The organism is Bradyrhizobium sp. WBAH42, from assembly GCF_024585265.1.
In the GTDB taxonomy this organism is placed as follows: Bacteria; Pseudomonadota; Alphaproteobacteria; order Rhizobiales; family Xanthobacteraceae; genus Bradyrhizobium.
The window spans coordinates 4,910,237-4,932,822 of the sequence record NZ_CP036533.1 but is presented as its reverse complement, the minus strand read 5'-3'; the positions used below and the strand labels follow the sequence as shown (position 1 = coordinate 4,932,822).

Below are 22,586 nucleotides of genomic sequence, written 5' to 3'. Positions count from 1 at the left end.
CCGACATGACGAAAATGTCAGCGCAGAATCAATCTTGGGTGGCTTGCGAGGAGGAACCGAATGCGGTCCAAGTCGCTGCATTGGATGGAGGGCAAACCAAAATGGACTTTTCTTTTCTCTCTCGCTTTCAACCGGTTCTGCTGAGCCTGTTTCGCTTCATCACCGGCCTCTTGCTGTTCCAGTACGGCATTGCCAAGCTGTTCAAGTTCCCGGCTGTGCCGATGTTCGCGAAGGTCGAACTGATGTCGCTCTACGGCGCGGCCGGCACGATCGAACTGGTGGTTGGCGGGCTGTTGATGATCGGCCTGTTCACGCGCCTCTCCGCTTTCATCCTCTCGGGTGAAATGGCCTTCGCCTACTTCATGGGGCACATGTTCAGGGGCGATGCGCCGGTGTTCCTGCCGCTGCTCAATGGCGGTACCGCAGCGATCCTGTTCTGCTTCGCCTGCCTCTACCTGTCGGCCGCCGGCGGCGGTCCGATCAGCGTCGATGCCGCGATGGGCAAGGAGAGCGGCGCAGCCGGCGGCGCGTTCGCGCGGCGCTGAGGCGCCTCCGGATCACTTCGCAAGCAGGACGGCACCGGCGGGCCCGCCGGTGCCGTTTCAACGCGTCCCCAGCACGTTCCACATGAGAACCAGGGCCGCGACGAGCAGCACGGACATGATGATGCGATGAACGAATCGATTCATTGCGCGTTCGGCTCCACTCCATAGCCACCAAAATCCAAGATCGATTCCCTTCCTCAGATGGGCTGGAGCCCGCTGGCAGAGCAATTTGCCTGCACCATTGCGCACGCGCCTGCGAACGCTGTCCGCGCGGCAGGCCGTCGCATGCCTCCATTCATGATTGGTAAGAACTTCATGCTACCGGTGCGAGCAATAACAACCATTCCGTAGGGGCTGTGATGAAGCTGCTGAGCCATCTGAAGATCCGCACCAAGCTTGCCAGCATGGTCTGCCTTGCGGCGCTCACGGTCACTGCCATCATCGGCGTATCGGCCGTGCTCAGCAAGAGCCGCATGATGGAGGACCGCGTCCAGCAGATGCGGACCGCCGTCGAGCTCCTCTACAACTACGCCCAAGCGCTCCAGGACGAGGAGACCGCCGGCAAGCTGACGGCGGCCGAGGCCAAGAGCCTGTTCCACCAGCGCGGCCGCCGCATGAACTTCAACGGCAACCAGGGCTATCCGGTGGTCTACAACCAGGACGGCTCACTGGTCGTGAACGGCGCCAATCAGCAGCTCGAAGGCAAGATCACCGGCGCCAAGGATTCCAACGGCGTGCTGATCGCCGACGCCATCATCAAGGCCGGCAGCGAGACCGCCCAGGGCGGCGTCACCTCCTATCTCTATCCCCGTCCGGGCCAGACCGAGCCACTCCGCAAGACCGTGTTCGCGCGCAAGTTCGCGCCCTGGAACGTGACCATCAGCTACGGCCTCTATGTCGACGACATCGACGCCGACGTGCGTGCCTTGACGCTGGAGCTCGCTGCGGTCGGCATCGGCCTGATGCTGCTGATGGCGGCGCTGTCCTGGCTGATCGCACGCGACGTGCTCGGCGCGCTCGATCGTCAGAAGAACCGCATGCAGGCGATTTCCGAAGGCGCCATCGACAAGCCGGTCGAGGAGACCGACCGCGGCGACGAGATCGGCCGCATGGCCGAGACGCTCGAAGTCCTCAGGCAGACCGCGCTCACGGCCCGCAATCTGGAGGCCGAGCAGGTCGCGGCCAAGGCCCGCAGCGAGCAGGAGAAGCGCGAGGCCCTGATCGCGCTTGCCGACCGCTTCGATGCCTCCGTCGGCCAGCTCGTCGGCCTGATGGCCTCCGGCTCCGGTGAATTGGAGACCACCGCCAAGTCGATGTCGTCCACCGCCGAAGGCACCAACCGCCGCGCCGCATTGGTCGGCTCGGCCGCCAACGAGGCCAGCCAGCGCGTCCAGACCGTCGCCTCCGCCGCCGAGGAGCTCTCCTCCTCGATCACCGAGATCAGCCGGCAGGTCGCGCAATCCGCCGAGGTCACCGGCCGCGCGGTGGACAGCGCCCGCCGCACCGACACCATCGTGCGCGCGCTGTCGGACGGCGCCCAGCAGATCGAGCACGTCGCCGAGCTGATCTCCAACATCGCGGCGCAAACCAATCTGCTCGCGCTCAACGCCACCATCGAGGCGGCCCGTGCCGGCGAAGCCGGCCGCGGCTTTGCCGTCGTCGCCTCCGAGGTGAAGTCGCTGGCGAGCCAGACCGCGGAAGCCACCCGCGAGATCGGCGACAAGATCGCCCAGATCCAGGGCGCGACCAAGGAAGCGGTCGATGCGATCGGCGGCATCACCGCCACCATCGAGGAGGTCAGCCGCATCGCCACCTCGATCGGCGCAGCGATCGAGGAGCAAGGCGCCGCCACCGCCGAGATCGCCCGCAGCGTCTCGCAGACCGCGGAGGCGACCAAGGAGGTCACCACCAATATCGGCGGCGTCTCTACGGCGGCGAACGAGACCGGCAACGCCGCCGGCATGGTGCTCACGGCAGCCAGCAACCTGTCCAAGCAGGCCGAGCAGCTCTCCGGCGAAGTCGGAACGTTCCTGAAGGGCGTGCGCGCGGCGTAGGCTGTGCTTCACCTCTCCCGCTTGCGGGAGAGGTCGGCGTTTCGGGCGATGCGAAGCATCGTCCCGCACGCCGGGTGAGGGCTTTCTCCTCATCGGGAGTCTCTCTGCGGAGACACCCTCTCCCCAGCCCTCTCCCGCAAGCGGGAGAGGGAGCGCATCCTACTTCATGGCTGCAATCGAATCTGACCGCGATGTACGACCGCGGACCCCGCTACTACCGCCGCGCGACGGTGCACCCGCTCGACAGCTGGCGCGTCGATCCGGTCGAGCCGTCGTTCGACTGCGACGGGAATTCCTCGAACGGCGAGTTCTGCTTGCCGGTGTTGAACTCGAAGATCTTGCGGAACAGGCCCGGCGCCATCGCCGAGATCGGATTGACGCGCATCACGGGCGCGGCCGGCGTGCCGACGACCTCGTAGGTCACGCCGATCAGCCCCTCATTGTTGCCGCCGCCGAGAAAGATGCCGAACAGCGGGATCTGGCCGAAGATGTTGTTGACGCCATACATCGGCACGAAGGTGCCGCTCATGCAGACCTGGTTGCCGGGATAGTCGATCGAGCCCTCGATGGTGGCGCCGATCATCGGCCCCTTGACCACACCGTCGCGGATCGTGAGCGCGCCGTTCTGCCGGGTGAACTCGGCGCGCAGCGCGCTGAAGGAGACGCCATTCCCGGTGCCGTTGGGGGCGCCGGCGGCCACGCGCTCGAGCTGCGCCTCGCCCTTCACGGTGAAGTCGCGCACGTTGATGAGTCCCTCGCGCGCCGTGTTCGGCTCGGAAGACGGCGGCTCCATCGCCACCACCATCTGGCCGCCGACCGCTTTGGTGTAGGTGTCGGTGAAGCGCAGCAGCGCGCCCGCGTCATTGGTCTGCAGGTAGATCACCTCGCGGTTGCCCTGGGCGCGGCCACCGCGCAGATCTGCCGCGACAGGCGTGTCACGGCCGATCTTGCCGCTCAGCGTGAGCGCCTTGATGGCCCCGTTGCGCTTCGACATCTTGGCGTCGACGCTGCGCATGGCCTCGCCGTTGAAGCCCGCGACGGCACCGAGCTTCACGTCGATGTCGAAATCGAGATTCTTCAACTTGTTCTTGTCGTCCCTGGAATTGCCTGAGATCGCCGACTTCAGGAAGCCGCGGCCATCGAACACGTCGCCACGCATGGTGCCGCGCACCACGCCGTCCTGGCTGCGCTCGACCCTCAACGACGCCTTGTCGCCGTCGGACGGCGCGTAGGTCGGGAAGTTCGCGTTCACGAGATCGCCGTTCGCGTCGAGCTCGAGCGAGCCCTTGATCGAAGCGCCGCCACCTTCGATGACGATGTCCTCGAAACGCGTCGATTGCGCCGTCGGCACCACCTTGAAGCTGGCCTTGCCGGACTTGCCCGGCAGCTTGACCCAGCCGGGCAGGATGTTGTCGAGCCTGACCGAGGTCAGGTCGGCCTCGACGCCGAGCTTCGTCGTCTGATCCGCACCGCTCGCGATCTTGCCCGACAGCTTGATCGGCAACGATCCGCTGACGGCAGGGCTGAGATCGAAGCCGAGCCGCGAGCGGCTGGCATCGTCCAGCGTCGCCTGCAGCCTGACGTCCGCGTCGCCCTCGGCCGGCTTGCGATAATCGAGCGAGGCCGCCTGACCGTTGATCTTGACGTCGCCCTTGACCTGGTAGCCCTGGTTGTTGGCTGATATCTTGAGGTTGTTGGCTTCCAGCTTCTGGTTCATCACCAGCTTGTCGGCGGCAAAGCCGTTGAGATCGGCGGTGACCGCATAGGTGGTGTCGGCCTTGGTCAATTCGCCCTTGACCGGCATGCCGAGCTGGATGTTCGCCGCGAACGTTCCCTTGCTGGTGTTGGGATCGACGACGGTGGCCGACAGGTCGCTCAGCCGATCATTGGCGAGCATTTCAGCGGCCGCAGGCACCGGGCCCTCGACACGGAATCTGCTCCGCGACGGCGACGGCTTGGGCGCCATGTCCGGCACCTCGAACACGAAGTCGGAGATCGTGACCTTGCGGCCCGCGGGCGTATCGGCAATGCCCTGCCCGATGTTGACGGTCGCGGTGCGCCCGGTCACGCGCGCCTTCAGATCCGCATCGCGCACCACCGGCATGCCGTCCACGGGCCGGACCGCAACGCCGCTCGCCACGATATTGACCGACAGGCCGTCGTCCGGAATGGGTGGGCCCTTGCGCGGCAGGTTCCTGGTCGGCGAGTTGACGCCGATCTCGATGCGCTGAAGCGTTCCGCGCTCGATCCTCTCGATCACCCATTCACGCAATTCGGGGACGATCAGCGTCGGCCACATCCGCTTCAAGGCGGAGGCCGACATCGGCGTGCCCGCAAAACCGAGGGTCAGCCGCGGCTCGCCCGAATAATCGAGTGCGCCGGTGCCGGCGACGCCGATCTCGCCGTTGGAGACGTCGGCCTGCGTCAGCAGGATGCGCTTGTGGTCGGTGTCGAAGCGGAAGCCGATCGCAATGCGGTTGAAGACGAGTGGCGGCTCGTTGTCGATGCCGCCAAGCAGGATCGAACCGCCGCTGAAGCCGAGCTGCCAGTCATTGGTGGTGCCGTTGGGCGGCTCCAGGTGCGCCAGCAGCGTCAGGCGGTTCGCGCCGGAGAGAATCTTGAACGGCGCGACCAGCACCCGCCGGTTCGCATCCCACTCGACGTTGATCTCGGCCGAGTCGATCGCCATCGGGTAGTCGGGCGTGTCGGTATCGATGATGTTGCCGGCGCCGACCGCGATCTTGCCGCGGAAGAAGGTCGGCACGCCGTCACGGCCGAGCTCGCCCTTGAGCTCGCCCGTCAGCGGCAGGTCGGCGGTATAGGTGAGATCCTTCACCCGCAGCGCCAGCAGGATGTTGGAGGTCGAGACCTTGTCGGCCTTGATGTCGACCGAGCGCACGCCGTTCTCGGCCGGGCCGATCGTGGCGCGCAGCATCCACGGGCGCGCGCCCTCCTCGCCGAGGCTGAGCGCGACGCCGCCGCGGCTCGGCCGGCGCAGGCTGAGCGTGATGTTCTCGAACGACCATTTGCTGCCGCGCTGCTGATCGTCGACGACCAGGACGCCGTTCTTCAGACCGATCTCGTTGAGATTCTGGCCGTCGAGGCCCGTCATGCTCAGGCTGTCGAGCCAGTCGAGCCCCTGAAGGATGCCGCTCGGCGCGGTCGCCTGCGGTGCGGCCTGCGATGCATCCGGACCCGCAGGCGCGGTCGCGAATGGCGGCGGGGGGACGCCGCTGCGCGGGAATGTCGGCGGCAGGCCCGCGTCCTTCTTGGACGCGACACCGGTCGCCAGCGGCTTTGCGGTGTCGCCGGCGGACACGGTGACGGTGCCGTCTGGCGCAATGCGGATGGCGAGCTCGGCATCGACCAGGTTGAGGCTCTCGGCCCGCAGGTGCCCCATCAGGAGGGCCGCACCCGACAGCTTCACCTCGGCCTTCGGCGCGCTGGCGACGACGGCATGATCGCGGTCGCGAACGATGATGTCTCGGATGCGGACGGCGATGCGGACCCGCCCGGCACGCTCGATCTGCGTGCCGCCGACCTCGACCGTGTTGCCGTGGCCGATATTGTCCTCGATCGCGGCTGCGAGCCAGGGCGTTGCGATGTCCAGGTTGATGGGACCGGCGCCGAGCCGCCACCACAGCGCACCGAAACAGCCGACGAAAATGACGATGATGGTGGCGATGACCACGGCCGTGCGCTTCAGCCAGCGCCCCCCACCCGCCCGGCGGCGCAACGCGCCGAATCCGTCACCGATGCGGAGGAAGCCCGAACCGGAACGCGCCAGCAGCCGGCGTGCGCGATGGCCCGCCGCCGCTTCCTGATCCGGATCCCAGTCGGCGTCGTCCCATTCCTGCGGCTCAACTTGGCCGCCGCGCCGATCAAGATCCCGGTTGTAGTCCTGGGGCGACGTATTCCTTGCCATTGCTTCTCGATACAGGCGCCCGTCATAGGATTGAGCGCCGCCGGGACCGCAGCCGTTCGCGGGAAGTGACGCTCCCTGCGCCGGCACTGCCGCCATACCTCGAATATTCCTGCTGTTCGTCATTTCGCCCCGGGAGCGCGTTCAACGAGCAGTGGGGTGGTGCGTGGAATTCCTTGTAACCATACTCCGGCGTCGTCAGACTTGCCCAGCCAAGGGCGCGATTCCGGCTCGCCAGACAAGAGCTGCAATACCGCTTCGGTTGACCTGCCGAAAGCGTCGAAAGGAAGGCGTATGTCCAAGAAATCCCGAAAGAAATCGTCCAAAACGCCCTCCGGCAGTCCGACCGCCAAAAAGAAGACCGCAAAAACGCGGGCATCTCTTCAAACAAGGTCCGCGAAAACGCAGCGGACACCGGCACGCAAATCAGCCGCGACCATAGCAAAAGCAGGATCACATAAGGCCGCATCGAAACAGTTAAAATCCTCCAAATCGGCCTCCTCTCCGGCTGCGGCCAAGTCCGGCTTGAAATCCGGCTTGAAGCCCGGCTTGAAGTCCGGCTTGGCCGAGGGCCAAAAGGCCCCCGCCTTCAGCCTGCCGCGGGATGGCGGCGACGTGGTCACGCTGGCGGATTATGCCGGGCAGAAGCTGGTCCTGTTCTTCTACCCGCGGGCCGACACGCCCGGCTGCACCAGAGAGGCGATCGACTTCACCCGCCTGGCCGACGCCTTCGCCGCCGCCGGCACTGCGGTGCTCGGCATCTCCGCCGATCCGTTAAAGGCCCAGGAGAAGTTCCGCGACAAGCACAAGCTCGGCATTCCCCTCATCTCGGACGAGACGCACCAGATGCTCGAGGCCTATGGCGCCTGGGGCGAAAAGTCCATGTATGGCAAGAGCTTCCTTGGGATTCTTCGCACCACGATCCTGGTCGGGACCGACGGCAAGGTCGCGCGGATCTGGCGCAACGTCCGGGTCGACGGCCATGCCGACCAGGTGCTGGAGGCGGCAAGGAGCCTTTAACCAATCCTTTAAATTCGCGCGTTCCCATTTGCGGAAAATTAACCATGACCGGCCCAGATTGCTGCGGCAATTGAGCCGCAAGGAACCCATCCGACCGGCGCGGGAGTGCCGATGTCGAAAAGTTCTGCCCAATACTCGCAGTACCCCCAACATCATCCCCACGACCACGGACGGGCCTTCCAGCGTCGCCTGGGTGTCCCGGCGCCGGCAACCGCGATTCCCCTGCCCGCCCCCGACGATGCCTACACCATCGTTCATGCCGGCAAGCAGGTCCGCTTCGGGCCTGTGGTGTTCTGGATCGTGGTCGGCACCGTGGTGCTGCTTGGGCTGTGGTCGGCTGCCACTGCCACCTATTTCGCGTTCCGTGACGACGTCCTCACGAGGCTGATCGCCCGTCAGGCCGAGATGCAATACGCCTATGAGGACCGCATCGCCGAGCTGCGCGCCAAGGTCGATCGCACCACCAGCCGCCAGTTGCTCGACCAGGAACAGTTCGACCAGAAGCTCGACCAGATCATGAAGCGCCAGACGGCGCTGGAGTCCCGGGCCACGGCGCTCGGCGCCATGCCCGACGTGACCGGCTCGATTCCCCGCGCCGCCCCGCAGCGGAGCGATGCAAGCCCGAGCACGCCCAAACCGTCGCCGATCAGCGACACCGTGATCTTCGTGGCACCGCCGGATCGCGAAGCCCGCCTCGAATCGCGCGCGCCGAGCGTCGTGGCGGCGCCAACCAGCCAGTTCGCCAAGAACCAGGGTTTCGACAACGTGCTGGTCCGGCTCACGACCTCGCTTGATCAGGTCGAGCGGCGCCAGATTGCGGCGCTCAGTGCCGTCGAGGAAAGCATGGATTCGCGCATGCGCCGGATGCGCAGCGTGGTCAGCGATCTCGGCCTGAACCTTTCCCATCTCGAAGCCGCCGTGCCGCGCAGTGCGATGGGCGGACCGTTCGTCCCCGTCAAGCTGACGGCGAATGCCGGACCGTTCGAGAAGCAGCTCTATCGCATCCACACCACGCGCGCCGAGATGGACCGTCTCAACCGCACGCTGGCGCTGGTGCCCTACCGCAAGCCCGTCATCGGCGAGGTCGAGTTCACCTCGGGCTTCGGTGTGCGCAGCGATCCTTTCCTGGGTCGGCCCGCGATGCACACCGGCCTCGATTTCCGCGCCGCCAGCGGTGACCCCGTCCGCGTCACCGCCTACGGCAAGGTGGTTTCCGCCGGCTGGTCCGGCGGCTATGGCCGCATGGTCGAGGTCGATCACGGCAACGGGCTTTCGACCCGCTACGGCCATCTCTCCGAGATCAACGTCAAGGTCGGCGAGGTCGTGAAGATCGGCCAGGTCATCGGCCTCGTCGGCTCGACCGGCCGCTCCACCGGTCCGCACCTGCACTACGAGACCCGCATCGAAGGCGAAGCGGTCGATCCGCAGAAATTCCTGCGCGCCGGCGTGCGGCTCAGCGCGGGCTAGGTCCGCGCGGCCGGTTGTTTACTGACTCCGCTGGTGGCCGACCTCTCCGGTGATGACGTTTGAGATAGTCGGGTCTGCCCCTGATAGCCGACATATCCTCGGCCGCGGGACGCGGCAGCCATGGGCCATAAGGCGACGTTGCGGCCTGTCGTGATAACCTTCGACGAAATTTCGATAGTTCGGAGGACCAGTGATTCAGGATTTGATGTCGATAGCTGATGCCGTTTCTGACGAGCAGGGTTTCATTCGACTTCTGCGAAAAATGGCATTCGATCGGGGGGATGAGCAGCAGAAGGAATTGGCGGCCCCAAGCTCGCCATACGGACCCGGAGCTAACGGCTGGGAAAATGGTTCGATAGAGGCTTTTTTGGAAGCTGCGGCGGCCTGGGCCGAAGCGACGCAGGACACGTCCGGTCTTGAGGCAAAGGCGCCTGATATCTGGCGTCGTGCAGCGAAGATCATTGTCGCGGGAGCATTCTATGAATGATCTCACCGAAAGCGCAATGTCCTGATATGAAGGTTAGGCTGCTGACGAGGCGAACCTACCGGAGATAAGAGTGGCTGAACTTCATCCTGTAATGAACGATACAAAGTGGAGAGAATTGCGGGATGCCATGTACGCTATTGGATCGGCAACAATCTATCGAATTATGAGGGTCAACGGATATTACTCAAATCCGGACGCCGAATGGTTCTATCACTTCCAAGAAGGCGGATACGACGACATTCGGTATGTCGATATTTTCGCGACCGACCAGCCTCACCGCCAACAGGTTGGAAGCGCCCTCAAAAAGATCCATCTGCCCGCAGTGGAAACCGGTGATGGCTTCCGCGTGTACGGGTACGTCTTGCCGGGACAAGCCGTCGATTATCTAGATTGAGGGCCGCCTCGGGTCAGACGCCGAAATGCTCTGGCCCTTAGAACATGTCCACTCGGACCCCAGCAGCCGACATCGGCAGTCTAAAGCCCGCGGTATCCCGCGGGCTTGAGCTTCAAGAGTTCGATACGCGGGTCAATCGCCGAATATTGCGCTGATCCTCGGCCTCCGGTGAGACCGGCTTGGTTGGCGAGGCGTCCACCAGCGCCGGACTCTCAGGCTTGTAAGCAAGTGCGTCGGCGATCCATCGCGGCCATTCGGGTTTCGGCCCTGGTTCAACCCGCGTTTGAAGCAACTGCTGAAGTATATCGCTCATGCCTGCTCCTGCGACTCCAGCCAAAGCTCTTCATAATCGGCATCCTCATCGCGCACCCCGCCGAGGCTGCCAAGCACACTGATCGGTGCTCGCACGCTCTCCTCGATATGTGCCTCCATCGTCACGTCGTCGCCGGGATGCACGATCACCCGTTCGATGCGGTGCACGAACCTTATGGGGTTCTCGTCTTCGCTCGCAATCGGCTGCAACGGCTTGCCCCATCCCCGATCGAGAATGGCGTTGGCAGCCATCACACGGGCATGGGCGGGAGCGTCCTTGTTGCGCACGATCTGCACGAGGGTCTTGATGGCGACATTCGTGTGCGTTCGCGCCAAGGATTTGATCTCGGTTAGCGTGCGCTGCTTTAGAGCGCGGCGGGCCGCCGCCCTCGCGAGAGCATTCTGGGAAAGAAGGTTGTAGTTCACCACTTCAGTCATTTGGAAAATCCGTCTGAAATTTACTCCGATCATCTTGGATCGAGACGCAAAAAACCCGCGGCGGGAGAACCGGCGCGGGTGCAAACAAACTCGTCTCGATGATGCTATTCTGCCAGTGTTTTGCCCGACGGGTCAAGCTAGTCGGATCTTGCAAGCGACTTCTTGCTTCAGTGCGGCCGGCTTGCATAACCGGCCGGCAAGTGAGAATTATCGAAGCCCATTGTATTTGACTTCGCCCTGCGCTCGTCGGGGGCGATGCTAAATGCTACTTTTCAAGAGCTGTCTTATGCCGTCGCATCAATCAACTTATTCGCTTTTGCCGCCCGGCCTTGACCTCACCTGCCAAATCCTGATCAGCATAGGAAAACTGATCGCGGTCTGGGCGAACTGCGAGACGTGCTTTTACGCAATCTACTTCTGCCTGGGTGGTCGATCAAATGGCAATGCTGATGTTACGTGGGCTTCTGTACTAAGCACTCGTCGGCGCCTAACGATGCTGCACCACCTGGTGAGATATGAAGATGGCGTGGATGATCAAACAAAGAACGAGATTCTGAAGTGTTTGCAACTGTTTGATGCTCTGACTGCCGTACGCAACTATTACTGTCATGCTAGATATCGGACCGCCGAAGACGGTGAGACTATTCTCAGCATTGATCAATGGAGCCTAGCTCCGCTGGGCACGACCTCCGATCCAATTTTCAAAGAGCGATCAAAGCCTGCCAGCAAACAGACCGTCAATGAGATCTGTTCTACGGCAGATCGCATTGTTGAATTAAGCGACCGCGTGGCAAAACTTGCTCATTCAGTGAAGGAGCAGCTCAAGCTAGACATTCCATCATGGCCACCGTTGCCTCCTATACAGCCCTGAAGGTGGCGCTTGGGGCCCTTGCTGGAGCGGCGATCAGTTCATTCGCTGTTCCCACTTAGCCCCGCTTCGGCTTCCGCTCCACCTTCTTCCGACTGCTGCCCACCTTCTTGACCGCCTTCTTCACCGCCGAAGCCGACCGGCGAGTCTTCTTCGCTTCGTAGCGCACCTCGTGATCCTGCCCGCCCGCCACGCGCGCGCGGTCCTGCTTGCGACCGCGAGCGGTCTGCTTCTTCGCCTTAGCCATGCTGCACCTCCATGCTTTTCGAAAACGCATTGAGATTCCGTTGGTTCCCTTGCGTCTCGTTTAGTCGCGCCGCCAGGCCGGAACGAATCCCCGCAAAAGGATTCGAATCAAATGAGTTGGTTGCGTGGAGTTGTAAGTGGCGTCTCAGCGTCAGCGACGTGCACCGGCGATCGGCGTCAAGGCGCCCTTCCCAGATTTTATTGAACCGGCCTTGGCATCCTCTGTCCCGAGGGTGCCCTCCGGAGAACGGTGGATTCACGAAATCAAGTTTGACGGCTATCGCGTCCAGGTGCATTTGGCGAACGAGGCCGTAACCATCTACACCCGCCGTGGGCACGATTGGACACGGCGCTTCAAGAAGGTCGCCGAGGACGCGTGGCACATCAAGGCTGGCTCGGCGATCATCGACGGAGAGATTGTCGTTCCGGCCGCTGACGGTACGACCGATTTCTCGGTGCTTCAGAATGAGCTCAAGGGCACGTCCTCGAAACTCGTGCTCGTAGTTTTCGACCTGCTCTATCTCAACGGACGAGACCTCCGCAGTCTCCCGCTGGTTCAGCGCAAGGCCGAACTGAAGAAGATCATCGCCGGCACCGACGTGCAGTTCAGCGAGAGTTTTGACATGGACGGCCGCCAGATGTTTGCCCATGCCTGCAAGGTTGGGCTGGAGGGCGTGGTCTCCAAGGTTCGCGACAGTGTCTACAACTCTGGCCGCGGCAACAATTGGGTCAAGACGACCTGCGCGCAGCGTGAGACATTGACCATCACCGGCTTCGCGCTTGATGAAGGCAAGTGGGACGGCGTCTATCTCGGCCGCCGCAAGGGCGATGACCTCATCTACGCCGGCAAGGTTGACCATGGCTTCGACAAGACATCAGCAGCCGAACTGCGCAAGCGCCTGGAGCCACTGCGGCGCAAGACGCAGCCTTACGCCAAGCGTATCGCGCACAAGGGCATCTGGGTTGAGCCAAAGCTCCTCGCGGAAATCGAGTACCGCGCCAAGTCCGCCGAGGGAAAGGTGCGGCATCCATTCTTCAAGGGATTGCGAGAGGACCTATGACCGAGAATAGCCAGGCATGGTTTTCCACAGCCACGAGAGGCAGTAGCTCGCTGGCTCCCTCGCCTACCAGGAATCGATAATTTGCCAAACCCTGTTGGCTCATGCCTTTGATGACCGCATGTCCACGAAGTCGCGCCAATATCTCTTCGGCACTCAGATCAAGATGTCAGCCGAGCGCGCCAGGGAGGCGCGCAAGGAAGCTGACAAGCTCGCCTGCGTGGCCTGGAACAGCCGCATGCTCGGTTACAAGGGACCGGCGCAGCCCTCGCCGACGATCGGCGATGCGATCAACGGAGGATATCCATACCTCGAGGTCCGCTGTCATGGCTGCGATACCAATCAGACCATAGCGCTCGAAATCATTCGGCGGCCAAAAACGACTCCGATCCACGAGCTCGAACGCTACATGCGCTGCAAGGATTGCTCGCAGCTGCGGGGGCGTCCCTACAAGCGCAGCGAGCTTGTGGCGCTGCGGCCGACAAAGATATCAGCCAGCCAACCGCCTACGACCTGGTGGCCGGGCGAGCGATAAGAGACAAAATCACCCATGTGCAATCTATATTCGATAACCACCAATCAGGCGGCCATCGCCGACCTCTTCCGCATCGTTCGTCGCTACGAAGGCAACTTGCCGCCGATGCCCGGCGTCTTTCCGGATTACCCGGCCCCGGTCATCCGCGAAGCGGGCGCCGGCGAACGCGAGCTGGTGATGATGCGCTGGGGCATGCCGCCGCCGCCTCGCACTGGCGGGCCGCCCGTCACCAACATCCGCAACACCTCGTCGCCGCATTGGCGTGCCTGGCTCAAGCCCGAGCACCGCTGCCTCGTGCCCGCCAATAGCTTTGCCGAGTATGCGCCCGAGCCGAACCCGGAGACGAAGAAGAAGGACGTTGTCTGGTTCGCGCTTGCAGAGGCGCGCCCCCTTTACGCGTTCGCCGGCATCTGGACAACGTTCAACGGCGAGCGAGGCACGAAGTCCAAACCCGTTCCGGGGCCGCATCAGGTCTATGGGTTTCTCACGACGAGCCCGAACGCGGTCGTTGAACCGATCCATCCCAAGGCCATGCCTGTAATCCTGACGAGCGCGGAAGAATGGGACGTGTGGCTGCGAGCCCCTTGGGATGAAGCCAAGGCGTTGCAGCGGCCGCTTGGAGACAACATATTGAAAATCGTGGCGCGAGGGGCTGAAAAGGAAGACGTGATCGCCTAGCGCCAATGATACCATTCTGCCGGTGTTTTGCCCGACGTGTCAAACGATGCTTAGCGAATCTACTTACAAGATCCGCTATGTCCGCTTACCTCCCGATAGCGGCGCGAAAGCAGACAATGCGTGAGGTCCGAGAAGGGCCAGAAGCGGACGTTTGCTTGTTCACTCAATTACCTTATCGGCGCTCGCGAGGAGCGCAGGAGGTACGGAAAGCCCCAGCTGCTTGGCTGTCTTGAGGTTGATGGACAACTCGTGTTTGGTTACTTGGTAGATCGGGATGTCGCCGGGGTTTGCTCCTCGGAGAATTGCGTCGATAGTGTTGGCGGCGCGCTTATACAATTCGATCAGGTCGAAGGAGTAGGCCATTAAGCCCCCAGCTTCGACGGCTTCAGGATGTGTAAAAATCGTCGGAAGCTTCGCCTCGCCGACCAACTTGGCGATCAGAGCGGCGTTTTGAAAGAGCTCAGGCGACTCGACGACCATGACCGCATCTGCACCTTCGCGGGAGATGCTTTCGACCGCCACCCGATAGCCTGCTTCGCTGGTACCGATTTCTAGCAAAGACACCGCGAGAGGGAGGCCTGTCGTTTCGGCCGCCGCGCGGATTGCGGGACCTGTAATTGGTCCATTCCATTGCAATCCAAGAATGAGACAGCCAAGTTTCGACATCGTTGGAAACATCTCGCGCAGCAGTGCGATCCGTTTTCCATAAAGGGATGGACCGGCGTCGACGCTAACTCCCGTGAAATTGCCGCCCGGATGAGCCAGACTGTCGGCGATCCCTTGCTTAACGGGGTCACCAGTTATCGCTACGATGGGAATACGCGATGTTAGCTTTTTGAAGATGACAGCGCCCGGGCCAACAACCCAGATGACATCCGGGTCGCTTCGAACGATTTCTGTCGCCAAGGCTTCGGGGCCGGACGTGTTTTGCTCCCGGCCGTAACGTTCGACCTTGACGTTTTTTCCCTCGATCTGCCCCAACCGCCGAAGCTCGGCGAATAAGGTTCGAGAAAATTTGCTTTCGCTATTCTCATGCAAGTCCGCGCTTGGCTCTGATGGGCTGAAGATGGCAAGACGTTTCTTATTGGTGCTCTGCTGTGCCGCCGCAGCGAGCGGCCATGCCACCGCCGCACCGCCAAGAAGACTGATGAAATCGCGCCGTCTCATGCAGCCCTCCAAAGAGGCTCAGGACCACGCTAAATCCAAGGTCGAAGCATTACCACATCGCGGCATGGGAGTCCCGGGTGTTGGAGGCGCAGTCGAGCGCGGCAACCCTCTATTCTGCGTTGCGCCATGACCGCTAAGGGTCAAACTGAGACCTTGAACCGACGGCTGGTTACGGCTGGTTACGTCTGGTTCACCGCCAACCCCGGACATCCAACCGGCAACCCAGCATGGCAGCAACGGGCCAAAAGCTGACATTGATAACCTTGGCTGCTACAACTGGATCATTGACCCGAAGCCGGGCTTTTATACATGGAAAGAAAATCAGCGCTGCACGAGCTGCTTGAGCTTAAAAAGCCGCTGGAGGAGATCCTGCTCACTCTCGACCGTTTGGAACGGGATAGCTTCCCTCTAGTTCTCCTAGAACGAAGGCATGTGGCATCGATCCTTCGTCGTTATTGCGACGGCGATTTGAGCCGTCATGACGTCGAACGCTGGGCTAATTTGATCGTGTCTCGCAACGACATCGACTACAATTCAGACGCCGCCCTAAGGGAGCATCTATTAGAACTCGCACTTCCTGCAAACAGTCAGCTAACGAGAGAGCGCGCCGGTAAATCCGCGGTTGCGTTGATCGAAGCGCCGACGGCAAAAGCGGTCGAAGCTGCTGCGCGCGTCCTTCATGAAGCACTACGTCATGGTTGGCCGAGCAAATACAGCAAGTCTTACGATGAACTTGCTGCGACCGATTCAATCGGGAAGTACGAATTCGACGGCCTTGTAGAGCGCATGCTGGTAGCGGCCACGCAAGCTGAAACTGGCGACAATCAATGACCAACGGGCCGCCTGACATGTCCGCTTCGGGTCCAGAAGCCAAACAGCTTTCATGGTCGGAGACTTCCGCTTTGCATCGATAAGCAGAAGTTTGTGAGTACACGTCCTACCGCTGCTTCGGCCGCGACACCAGCTCGATCATCCGCCCTTCATCATCATCAGGCATCACCGCCTTCGCCTGCGCATAGGCCTCGACCGCAGCGCGCGCGACCAGCGGCTTGCCCGCGAGCAGGCTCTCGGCGAGCTTCACGGCGTAGTCGGCATCCTTGTGCCGCAGCGCTGCGGTGAAGGTCGCGCCGGAAAAATCGCGGGCGACCATGCGCTTGGAGTGGCGCGCGACCTGCGGGCTTGCCGCGACGCCCGCCTGGATCGATTCCAGCACCAGGTTCATGTCGAGCCCAGCCTGCTCGGCAATCGCAAGGCCTTCGGCGAGGCCGGCGATCTGGATTGCACCCATGAGATTGTTGATGAGCTTGTAGACCGTGCCGGAGCCGACCGCGCCGAAATGGCGGATGGTCGAGCCGATCGGTTCGAGATAGGGCCGCGCGCGCTCGAGATCGGCCGCATCGGCGCCGACCAGAAGCGTCAGCTTCCCGGCCGCCGCCGCGTCCGGCAATCCGGTCACGGGGCAATCGATGTAAATCAGCCCGCGCGCGTTGAGCTCGCGGCCCATCTCACGGGAATGGTCATAGGAGACGGTGGAGCATTCGATCGCGATGGTGCCGGCCTTCGCCGTCTTGGCCGCTCCTTGCGGCCCGAGCCAGACCGCGCGCGAAGCCTCGTCGTCGGCGACCATGGTCACGACCGCGTCGGCATCGATCGCGGCATCTTCCGGCGAGGTCGCCCAGATCGCGCCGCGCGCGATCAGGTCCTCGGCTTTTGCCTTGCTGCGATTCCAGACCGTCACCGTGAAGCCGGCATCGAGATAGCGGCCGGCCATGCCGTGGCCCATCCGCCCAAGCCCGATGAAGGCGACGCGGGGCATGGCTAGTCCACGTCCTCGATGTCGCCGCTCGTGGTGCCGAAGGCGCGCTGCGCCAGCGTCGCGGCCATGAACTCGTCGAGCTCGCCGTTGAGCACGCCCGAAGTGTCGGAGGTCTGCACGCCCGTGCGCAAATCCTTCACCATCTGATAGGGCTGCAGCACGTAGGAGCGGATCTGGTGGCCCCAGCCGATATCGGTCTTGGCGGCCTGGTCGGCGGCAGCCTTCTCCTCGCGCTTTTTCAGCTCGATCTCGTAGAGACGCGCGCGCAGCATGTCCCAAGCCTGCGCCCGGTTCTTGTGCTGGGAGCGGCCGGCCTGGCAGACCACGGCGACGCCGGTCGGGATATGCGTCAGGCGCACCGCGGATTCGGTCTTGTTGACGTGCTGGCCGCCGGCACCGCCCGAGCGCATGGTGTCGACGCGGACGTCGGATTCCTTGATGTCGATCTTGATGCTGTCGTCGATGACGGGGAACACCTGCACGCTCGAGAACGAGGTGTGCCGCCGTGCGTTGGAATCGAACGGCGAGATGCGCACCAGGCGATGCACGCCGGCTTCGGTCTTCAGCCAGCCATAGGCGTTGTGTCCGGAAACCTGGATGGTCGCCGACTTGATGCCGGCCTCTTCGCCTTCGGACTCTTCGAGGTACTCGACCTTGAAGCCGTGCGTTTCGGCCCAGCGCGTGTACATGCGCAGGAGCATCTGCGCCCAGTCCTGGCTCTCGGTGCCGCCGGCGCCGGCATGGACTTCGAGATAGGAATCGAAGCGGTCGGCTTCGCCCGACAGCAGCGCCTCGAGCTCGCGCCGCGCCACTTCCTTCTTGAGGTTCTTCAGCGCAGCTTCGGCTTCGGCAACGACACCGTCATCGCCCTCGGCCTCGCCGAGCTCGATCATGCCGATGTCGTCGTCGAGCTCCTGCTCGACCTTGCCGATGCCCGACAGCGCATCCTCCAGCGAGGTGCGCTCCTGCATCAGCTTCTGGGCTTTCTGCGGGTCGTTCCAGAGATTGGGATCTTCTGCGAGCTTGTTCAGCTCGGCGAGGCGCGCCGTCGATTTCTCGACGTCAAAGATGCCTCCTCAGCAGCCCGACTGACTGCTTGATCTCTTCTACCAACCGTTCGATTTCGGCGCGCATGTTGTTCTCTGGTCTAGCGCATGATCCGGGAAAGTGTGCAGCGCTTTCCCGAAAGCATCATGCGCAAACAAAAATCTGACGCGATGCAGTTCATCTCACCGCGCTGGGGATGTAACGGCGGCGGCGCGAAAGCGCAACCGCCCCCCTCGTCCGTATCCGGCGTTATCCGCTACCACAGCCCGCCGGTGCCCGGCCGCATGAGGAAACCGGAATCCGGCTGCTGTTGCGAGGCCGGCATGCCGCCGCGCCCGTCGGCATCGGCAACGCCGATGACGGAGTAATTATCCGGCGGCGCCGTGCCCGGCTTGAAGGCTTCGAGAATGATTCCGCCGGTCTCGCCGGGGCCGGCACGCATGCCGGTCTTGGCGACGACGCGGACGAGCTTGATGCCGGCCGGCACCTTGAACGGAACGGCGGGCTTGTCGGCGAGCGCGAGCTTGAGGAAATCGCGCGCGATCGGTGCCGCCAGATGGCCACCGGTTGCGGCGTTGCCTTTGCCGAGCGGACGCGGCTTGTCGTAGCCCATGTAGATGGCGACCGCGACGTCGGGCGAGAAGCCGACGAACCAGGCGTCCTTGGCCTCGTTGGTGGTGCCGGTCTTGCCGGCGACGGGCTTGCCGACTTCCTTGATCACGGTCGCGGTGCCGGCCTGGACCACGCCTTCCATCAGCTCGGTGATCTGATAGGCGGTCATGGAATCCAGCACCTGCTCGCGGCGGTCGATCAGCTGCGGCTCGGACTGGTTCTTCCAGCCGCCGGGCGCGTCGCAGCCGCGGCATTCGCGCTGGTCGTGCTTGAAGATGGTGCGCCCGTAGCGGTCCTGGATACGGTCGATCAGCGTCGGCTTCACGCGACGGCCGCCATTGGCGAGCATCGAGTACGCCGTGACCATGCGCATCGCCGTCGTCTCGCCGGCGCCGAGCGCGTAGGAGAGATAGTTCGGCAGCTCGTCATAGACGCCGAAGCGGCGGGCATATTCGCCGATCAGCGGCATGCCGATGTCCTGCGCGAGGCGCACCGTCACCGTGTTGAGCGACTGCCGCAGCGCATTGCGCAGCGTCACCGGTCCCTGGAATTTGCCGGAGGAGAAGTTTTCAGGCCGCCACACGCCGGCACCCTGGCCCTGGTCGATTTCGATCGGCGCGTCGAGCACGACGGTCGAGGGCGTATAGCCGTTGTCGAGCGCGGCCGAATAGACGATCGGCTTGAACGACGAACCCGGCTGCCGATAGGCCTGCGTGGCGCGATTGAACTGGCTCTGGTCGAACGAGAAACCGCCGACCATCGCGAGCACGCGGCCGGTCCAGGGATCCATCACCACCATCGCGCCCGAGACTTCCGGGATCTGGCGAAGACGGTACTGGCCCTCGACCGGCTGCCCCTCCTTGGAATAGAGCGGATCGGCATAGATCACGTCGCCGGGCGCGAGCACTTGGGCCACCGAGGTCGGCGTCTTGCCCTTGGCGTTGCCTTGCGCGGCCCTCGCCCAACGCACGCCGTCGAGCGTGACGATGCCGGTCTCGCGCTGCTTGCTGACGGCGCCGCCAAGCTCCCGGCTCGGCTGGAAGCCGATGCGCGCCGACTGGTCGCTGGTCTCCAGCACCACCGCCATGCGCCACGGTGAGATGTCGGACAGCGACTTGATCTCGGCGAGCTTCACGCCCCAGTCGCCCGAAATATCGAGCTTGCTGATGGCGCCGCGATAACCCTGCTGCTCGTCATAGTTGACGAGACCGGTGACCATGGCCTTGCGCGCCATGACCTGGATCTTCGGATTGAGCGTGGTGCGAACCGACAGGCCGCCCTCGTAGAGCTTCTTCTCGCCGTAGCGCTCGAAAATGTCGCGGCGGACTTCCTCGGCGAAATATTCGCCGGCGAAGGTGTGGGCGCCGTTGGAGCGGCTGGTGACGGCGAGCGGCTCCTTGCGCGCCTTGTCGGCGTCGGCCTGCTTGATCCAGCCGTTCTCCACCAGACGGTCGATCACGTAATTTCGGCGCTCGATGGCGCGGTCGCGGTTGCGGACCGGATGCAGCGTCGCAGGCATCTTCGGCAGCGCCGCCAGATAGGACGCTTCCGCCACCGTCAGCTCGTTCACCGACTTGTCGAAATAGACCAGCGAGGCCGCCGCGATGCCGTAGGCGCCGAGGCCGAGATAGATCTCGTTGAGATACAATTCGAGGATCTTGTCCTTCGAATAGGTCTTCTCGATGCGCATCGCCAGCAAGGCTTCCTTGATCTTGCGGGCGAAGGAGACCTCGTTGGTGAGCAGGAAGTTCTTGGCGACCTGCTGGGTGATCGTGGACGCACCCTGCGGACGCCGGTTGGAGCCGTAATTCTGGAGATAGAGCAGGCCTGCGCGCGCCATGCCGGTGTAGTCGATGCCGCCATGCTCGTAGAAATTCTTGTCCTCGGCCGCGAGGAACGCGTTGATGACGAGCTTTGGCACTGCCTGGATCGGTAGATACAGCCGTCGCTCCTTGGCGTATTCGCCGACCAGCGAACCGTCGACCGCGTGCACGCGCGTCATCACCGGCGGCTCGTAATCCTGAAGCTGAGAGTAGTCCGGCAAGTCCTTGGAGAAATGCCAGATCAGGCCTGCCACGGCCCCGACACCGACAAGGAACACCACTGTTCCCGCGGCGAACAGGAAGCCCATGAACCGCACCAGCAAGCGCATTATCTGTTTATCCGTTCAAACTCTGGATCAGCCCAGTATTCAGCCCATGGGACCTAAAAACTGGCACCCCAAAACTGGCGCCAACCTCACATCGCGAATTCACCGGCTTACGCAATCACATCAAGGCCGGACCTAAGACGCTTGCCGAACAGGATTCTCGCCGATTCCGGAACCCGCTACGGGTTTTCTATAAAGCGTCCGCTGTGGCCAAACTAGGGCCTTTGGCTCAGGAGCAACAAGCCGGCTCAGTTCGACGTCCCCCCGGTCGTCAATTTGACGATCCGGCCGTGGCCATCCGCTTGGTCAAAAATCCGTCGATCGCCTGGGCCATCGAGCCCACGGCACGAGACCGCCAGCCCTCGGAGACAAGGTGCCCGAGATCCGCCTTGTTGGAAACGTAGCCGATCTCGACCAGCACCGAGGGCACGTCGGGCGCCTTCAGGACCCGGAAGCCGGCAGACTTCAGGGGATGCTTGTGCATCCGCACCGTCTGCTTCATTTCGCTCATCAAAAGGCGGGCAAAACGGTTTGAAAAGGTGCGGGTTTCGCGCTGCGTGAGGTCGATCAGGATGTCGGCGACATCGGTCGGCTCCTCCGCGAGGTTGAAGCCGGCGATCGCATCGGCGCGGTTCTCCGCATCGGCCAGCCGTTGGGCCTCGGCATCGGACGCCTTGTCGGAGAGCGTATAGATGGTCGCGCCCTGCGCATCGCCCTCGGCCCGCGGCAGCGCATCGGCGTGGATCGAAACGAACAAGGCCGCCTTGAGATTGCGGGCGATCTTGGTGCGGTCATTGAGCGGAATGAAGGTGTCGTCGTCCCGCGTCATCACCACGCGGTACTTGCCGGCCTTCTCCAGCTTGTCGCGGAGCGCGAGGCCGAACGCCAGCACGAGGTTCTTTTCGCTCTCGCCGCTCGATTGCGTCCCGTTGTCGATGCCGCCATGGCCGGGATCGATCACCACCACCGGGCGACCGTCGGGCTTCTGCTGCGCCCCATCGGGGGCCGGCGCGCTCGGAACCGTGGCAGGCGGCGCTTCGGCGATCGCGGGCCGCAGCTCGGGACGGTTTTCGACCGGCAGCGACGACACGAAGGCGGTGCGGTCGACCTCCTCCAGTTCGAGCACGAGCCGAGCCGGTTGGCCGTTGGCCGCCTCCAGCACGTAGGAATTGGCGATCTTCGCCGGCCCGGTCAGGTCGAATACGATTCGCGAGCCGCCGGGCATGACGAGCCCGTAGCGGAAGGCCTTCACCAGCCCCCGCCCCCCGCTTCCGATCCCGGCGGGCAGCTGAAAATTCATCTGCGGCACGTCCACCACCACGCGATAGGGGTCGGCCAGCGTGACGGCGCGGAAGGTAACGGTCTGGTCGAGGTCGAGGATGAAGCGGGTCTGCTTGCCGTCGCCGGCCAGCCGGGCGGCCGAGGCGACCGGAAAATTCGCTGCGACGGCAGCGGGTTGCGGCCGGCGTTCAGCGGCGATCAGGCGCGAGGAATCGGCACACGGCAATGCCGCGATGCACAGCAACACGCCCCCCAGCAGAATCCGTCGATTTGTGCGGCTCGCCACCAATTCCGTGCCTCCGAGCAGCTCTCTTAACGCAATAAAACCACAGGGTTAATCGATCCTTAATGACGGAAACGCGAAACTCTCCGACTGTGACCGCCGTGCGACGCTCCCTTGCACCGATGGCTCATTCCTCGTATGTACGGAATGCTGACGGCCGATATTTCCGGTTGTGTCGCATTCAGCCTCCCGGTGCAGCGCCGGAAC

The 22,586-nt window shown here is 63.1% G+C and carries 19 protein-coding genes and 1 pseudogene; 11 read left to right on the top strand and 9 right to left on the bottom strand.

Annotation, left to right across the window (positions count from 1 at the left end; translation table 11 throughout):
• Positions 1-101: 101 nt before the first annotated feature.
• Together DCG74_RS23000 and DCG74_RS22995 are read left to right on the top strand one after the other, a co-directional pair.
• Positions 102-545 carry a DoxX family protein gene (locus tag DCG74_RS23000; RefSeq protein ID WP_172788704.1) on the top strand — a complete coding sequence of 148 codons (444 nt, stop codon included), beginning with the start codon at positions 102-104 and terminating at the stop codon, positions 543-545.
• A 359-nt stretch (positions 546-904) separates the two neighbouring features.
• Positions 905-2,599, top strand: a complete 1,695-nt coding sequence (locus tag DCG74_RS22995) for a methyl-accepting chemotaxis protein (protein ID WP_172788681.1) — start codon at positions 905-907, stop codon at positions 2,597-2,599.
• Between the two features lie 214 nt (positions 2,600-2,813).
• On the opposite strand, the gene DCG74_RS22990 is transcribed toward DCG74_RS22995, so the two are convergent.
• Positions 2,814-6,620, bottom strand: coding sequence for a DUF3971 domain-containing protein (locus DCG74_RS22990; protein ID WP_172788680.1), 3,807 nt, complete (start codon positions 6,618-6,620; stop codon positions 2,814-2,816).
• A 195-nt stretch (positions 6,621-6,815) separates the two neighbouring features.
• Between DCG74_RS22990 and DCG74_RS22985 the strand changes: the two genes are divergently transcribed.
• The 4 genes from DCG74_RS22985 (at position 6,816) to DCG74_RS22970 (ending at position 9,889) form a co-directional block, all read left to right on the top strand.
• A complete protein-coding gene (locus DCG74_RS22985; protein WP_172788703.1) occupies positions 6,816-7,541 on the top strand; it encodes a peroxiredoxin in 726 nt (241 codons plus the stop codon).
• Between the two features lie 111 nt (positions 7,542-7,652).
• Positions 7,653-9,008 carry a M23 family metallopeptidase gene (locus DCG74_RS22980; protein WP_172788679.1) on the top strand — a complete coding sequence of 452 codons (1,356 nt, stop codon included), beginning with the start codon at positions 7,653-7,655 and terminating at the stop codon, positions 9,006-9,008.
• Positions 9,009-9,198: 190 nt separating this feature from the next.
• Positions 9,199-9,495 carry a hypothetical protein gene (locus DCG74_RS22975; protein WP_210268499.1) on the top strand — a complete coding sequence of 99 codons (297 nt, stop codon included), beginning with the start codon at positions 9,199-9,201 and terminating at the stop codon, positions 9,493-9,495.
• Positions 9,496-9,565: 70 nt separating this feature from the next.
• Positions 9,566-9,889: a DUF6678 family protein gene (locus DCG74_RS22970; RefSeq protein ID WP_257187404.1), complete on the top strand. Its 324-nt coding sequence runs from the start codon at positions 9,566-9,568 to the stop codon at positions 9,887-9,889.
• A gap of 112 nt (positions 9,890-10,001) precedes the next feature.
• On the opposite strand, the gene DCG74_RS22965 is transcribed toward DCG74_RS22970, so the two are convergent.
• Together DCG74_RS22965 and DCG74_RS22960 are read right to left on the bottom strand one after the other, a co-directional pair.
• Positions 10,002-10,202, bottom strand: coding sequence for a hypothetical protein (locus DCG74_RS22965; RefSeq protein WP_172788678.1), 201 nt, complete (start codon positions 10,200-10,202; stop codon positions 10,002-10,004).
• The gene (locus DCG74_RS22960) at positions 10,199-10,639 is read right to left on the bottom strand and encodes a hypothetical protein (protein WP_175421760.1); all 441 of its coding nucleotides are present in this window, start codon (positions 10,637-10,639) and stop codon (positions 10,199-10,201) included. The genes DCG74_RS22965 and DCG74_RS22960 overlap by 4 nt, the downstream gene beginning before the upstream one ends.
• Before the next feature lie 262 nt (positions 10,640-10,901).
• Between DCG74_RS22960 and DCG74_RS22955 the strand changes: the two genes are divergently transcribed.
• A complete protein-coding gene (locus DCG74_RS22955) occupies positions 10,902-11,510 on the top strand; it encodes a hypothetical protein (RefSeq protein ID WP_172788677.1) in 609 nt (202 codons plus the stop codon).
• 55 nt (positions 11,511-11,565) lie between these two features.
• Here DCG74_RS22955 and DCG74_RS22950 read toward each other — a convergent pair whose 3' ends face one another.
• Positions 11,566-11,754 carry a DUF3606 domain-containing protein gene (locus DCG74_RS22950; RefSeq protein ID WP_172788676.1) on the bottom strand — a complete coding sequence of 63 codons (189 nt, stop codon included), beginning with the start codon at positions 11,752-11,754 and terminating at the stop codon, positions 11,566-11,568.
• 136 nt (positions 11,755-11,890) lie between these two features.
• Here DCG74_RS22950 and ligD point away from each other — a divergent pair, with 136 nt between their 5' ends.
• From ligD to DCG74_RS22935, 3 genes are all read left to right on the top strand, one after another.
• Entirely contained in the window at positions 11,891-12,814 is a 924-nt protein-coding gene (gene ligD, locus DCG74_RS22945) for a non-homologous end-joining DNA ligase (protein ID WP_172788675.1), read from the top strand.
• A 118-nt stretch (positions 12,815-12,932) separates the two neighbouring features.
• Positions 12,933-13,346, top strand: a complete 414-nt coding sequence (locus DCG74_RS22940; protein WP_172788674.1) for a hypothetical protein — start codon at positions 12,933-12,935, stop codon at positions 13,344-13,346.
• Positions 13,347-13,361: 15 nt separating this feature from the next.
• Positions 13,362-14,024, top strand: coding sequence for an SOS response-associated peptidase (locus tag DCG74_RS22935; RefSeq protein WP_172788673.1), 663 nt, complete (start codon positions 13,362-13,364; stop codon positions 14,022-14,024).
• A gap of 159 nt (positions 14,025-14,183) precedes the next feature.
• Here the strand turns inward: DCG74_RS22935 and DCG74_RS22930 are convergent, their stop codons facing one another.
• A complete protein-coding gene (locus DCG74_RS22930; RefSeq protein WP_172788672.1) occupies positions 14,184-15,191 on the bottom strand; it encodes an ABC transporter substrate-binding protein in 1,008 nt (335 codons plus the stop codon).
• Between the two features lie 309 nt (positions 15,192-15,500).
• Between DCG74_RS22930 and DCG74_RS22925 the strand changes: the two genes are divergently transcribed.
• A complete protein-coding gene (locus DCG74_RS22925) occupies positions 15,501-16,022 on the top strand; it encodes a hypothetical protein (RefSeq protein WP_172788671.1) in 522 nt (173 codons plus the stop codon).
• A gap of 106 nt (positions 16,023-16,128) precedes the next feature.
• On the opposite strand, the pseudogene DCG74_RS22920 reads toward DCG74_RS22925, so the two are convergent.
• The 4 genes and pseudogenes from DCG74_RS22920 to DCG74_RS22905 form a co-directional block, all read right to left on the bottom strand.
• Positions 16,129-17,019, bottom strand: a pseudogene (locus tag DCG74_RS22920) (NAD(P)-dependent oxidoreductase); the annotation flags it as partial.
• A protein-coding gene (gene prfB / locus DCG74_RS22915; protein ID WP_172788669.1) for a peptide chain release factor 2 occupies positions 17,010-18,141 on the bottom strand; the annotation gives its coding sequence in 2 pieces (ribosomal slippage) (positions 17,010-18,071 and positions 18,073-18,141; 1,131 coding nt in all). The pseudogene DCG74_RS22920 and the gene prfB, both read right to left, overlap by 10 nt.
• 169 nt (positions 18,142-18,310) lie before the next feature.
• Entirely contained in the window at positions 18,311-20,818 is a 2,508-nt protein-coding gene (locus DCG74_RS22910; protein ID WP_172788668.1) for a penicillin-binding protein 1A, read from the bottom strand.
• 268 nt (positions 20,819-21,086) lie between these two features.
• Positions 21,087-22,382: an N-acetylmuramoyl-L-alanine amidase gene (locus tag DCG74_RS22905; protein WP_172788667.1), complete on the bottom strand. Its 1,296-nt coding sequence runs from the start codon at positions 22,380-22,382 to the stop codon at positions 21,087-21,089.
• Positions 22,383-22,586: the final 204 nt, after the last annotated feature.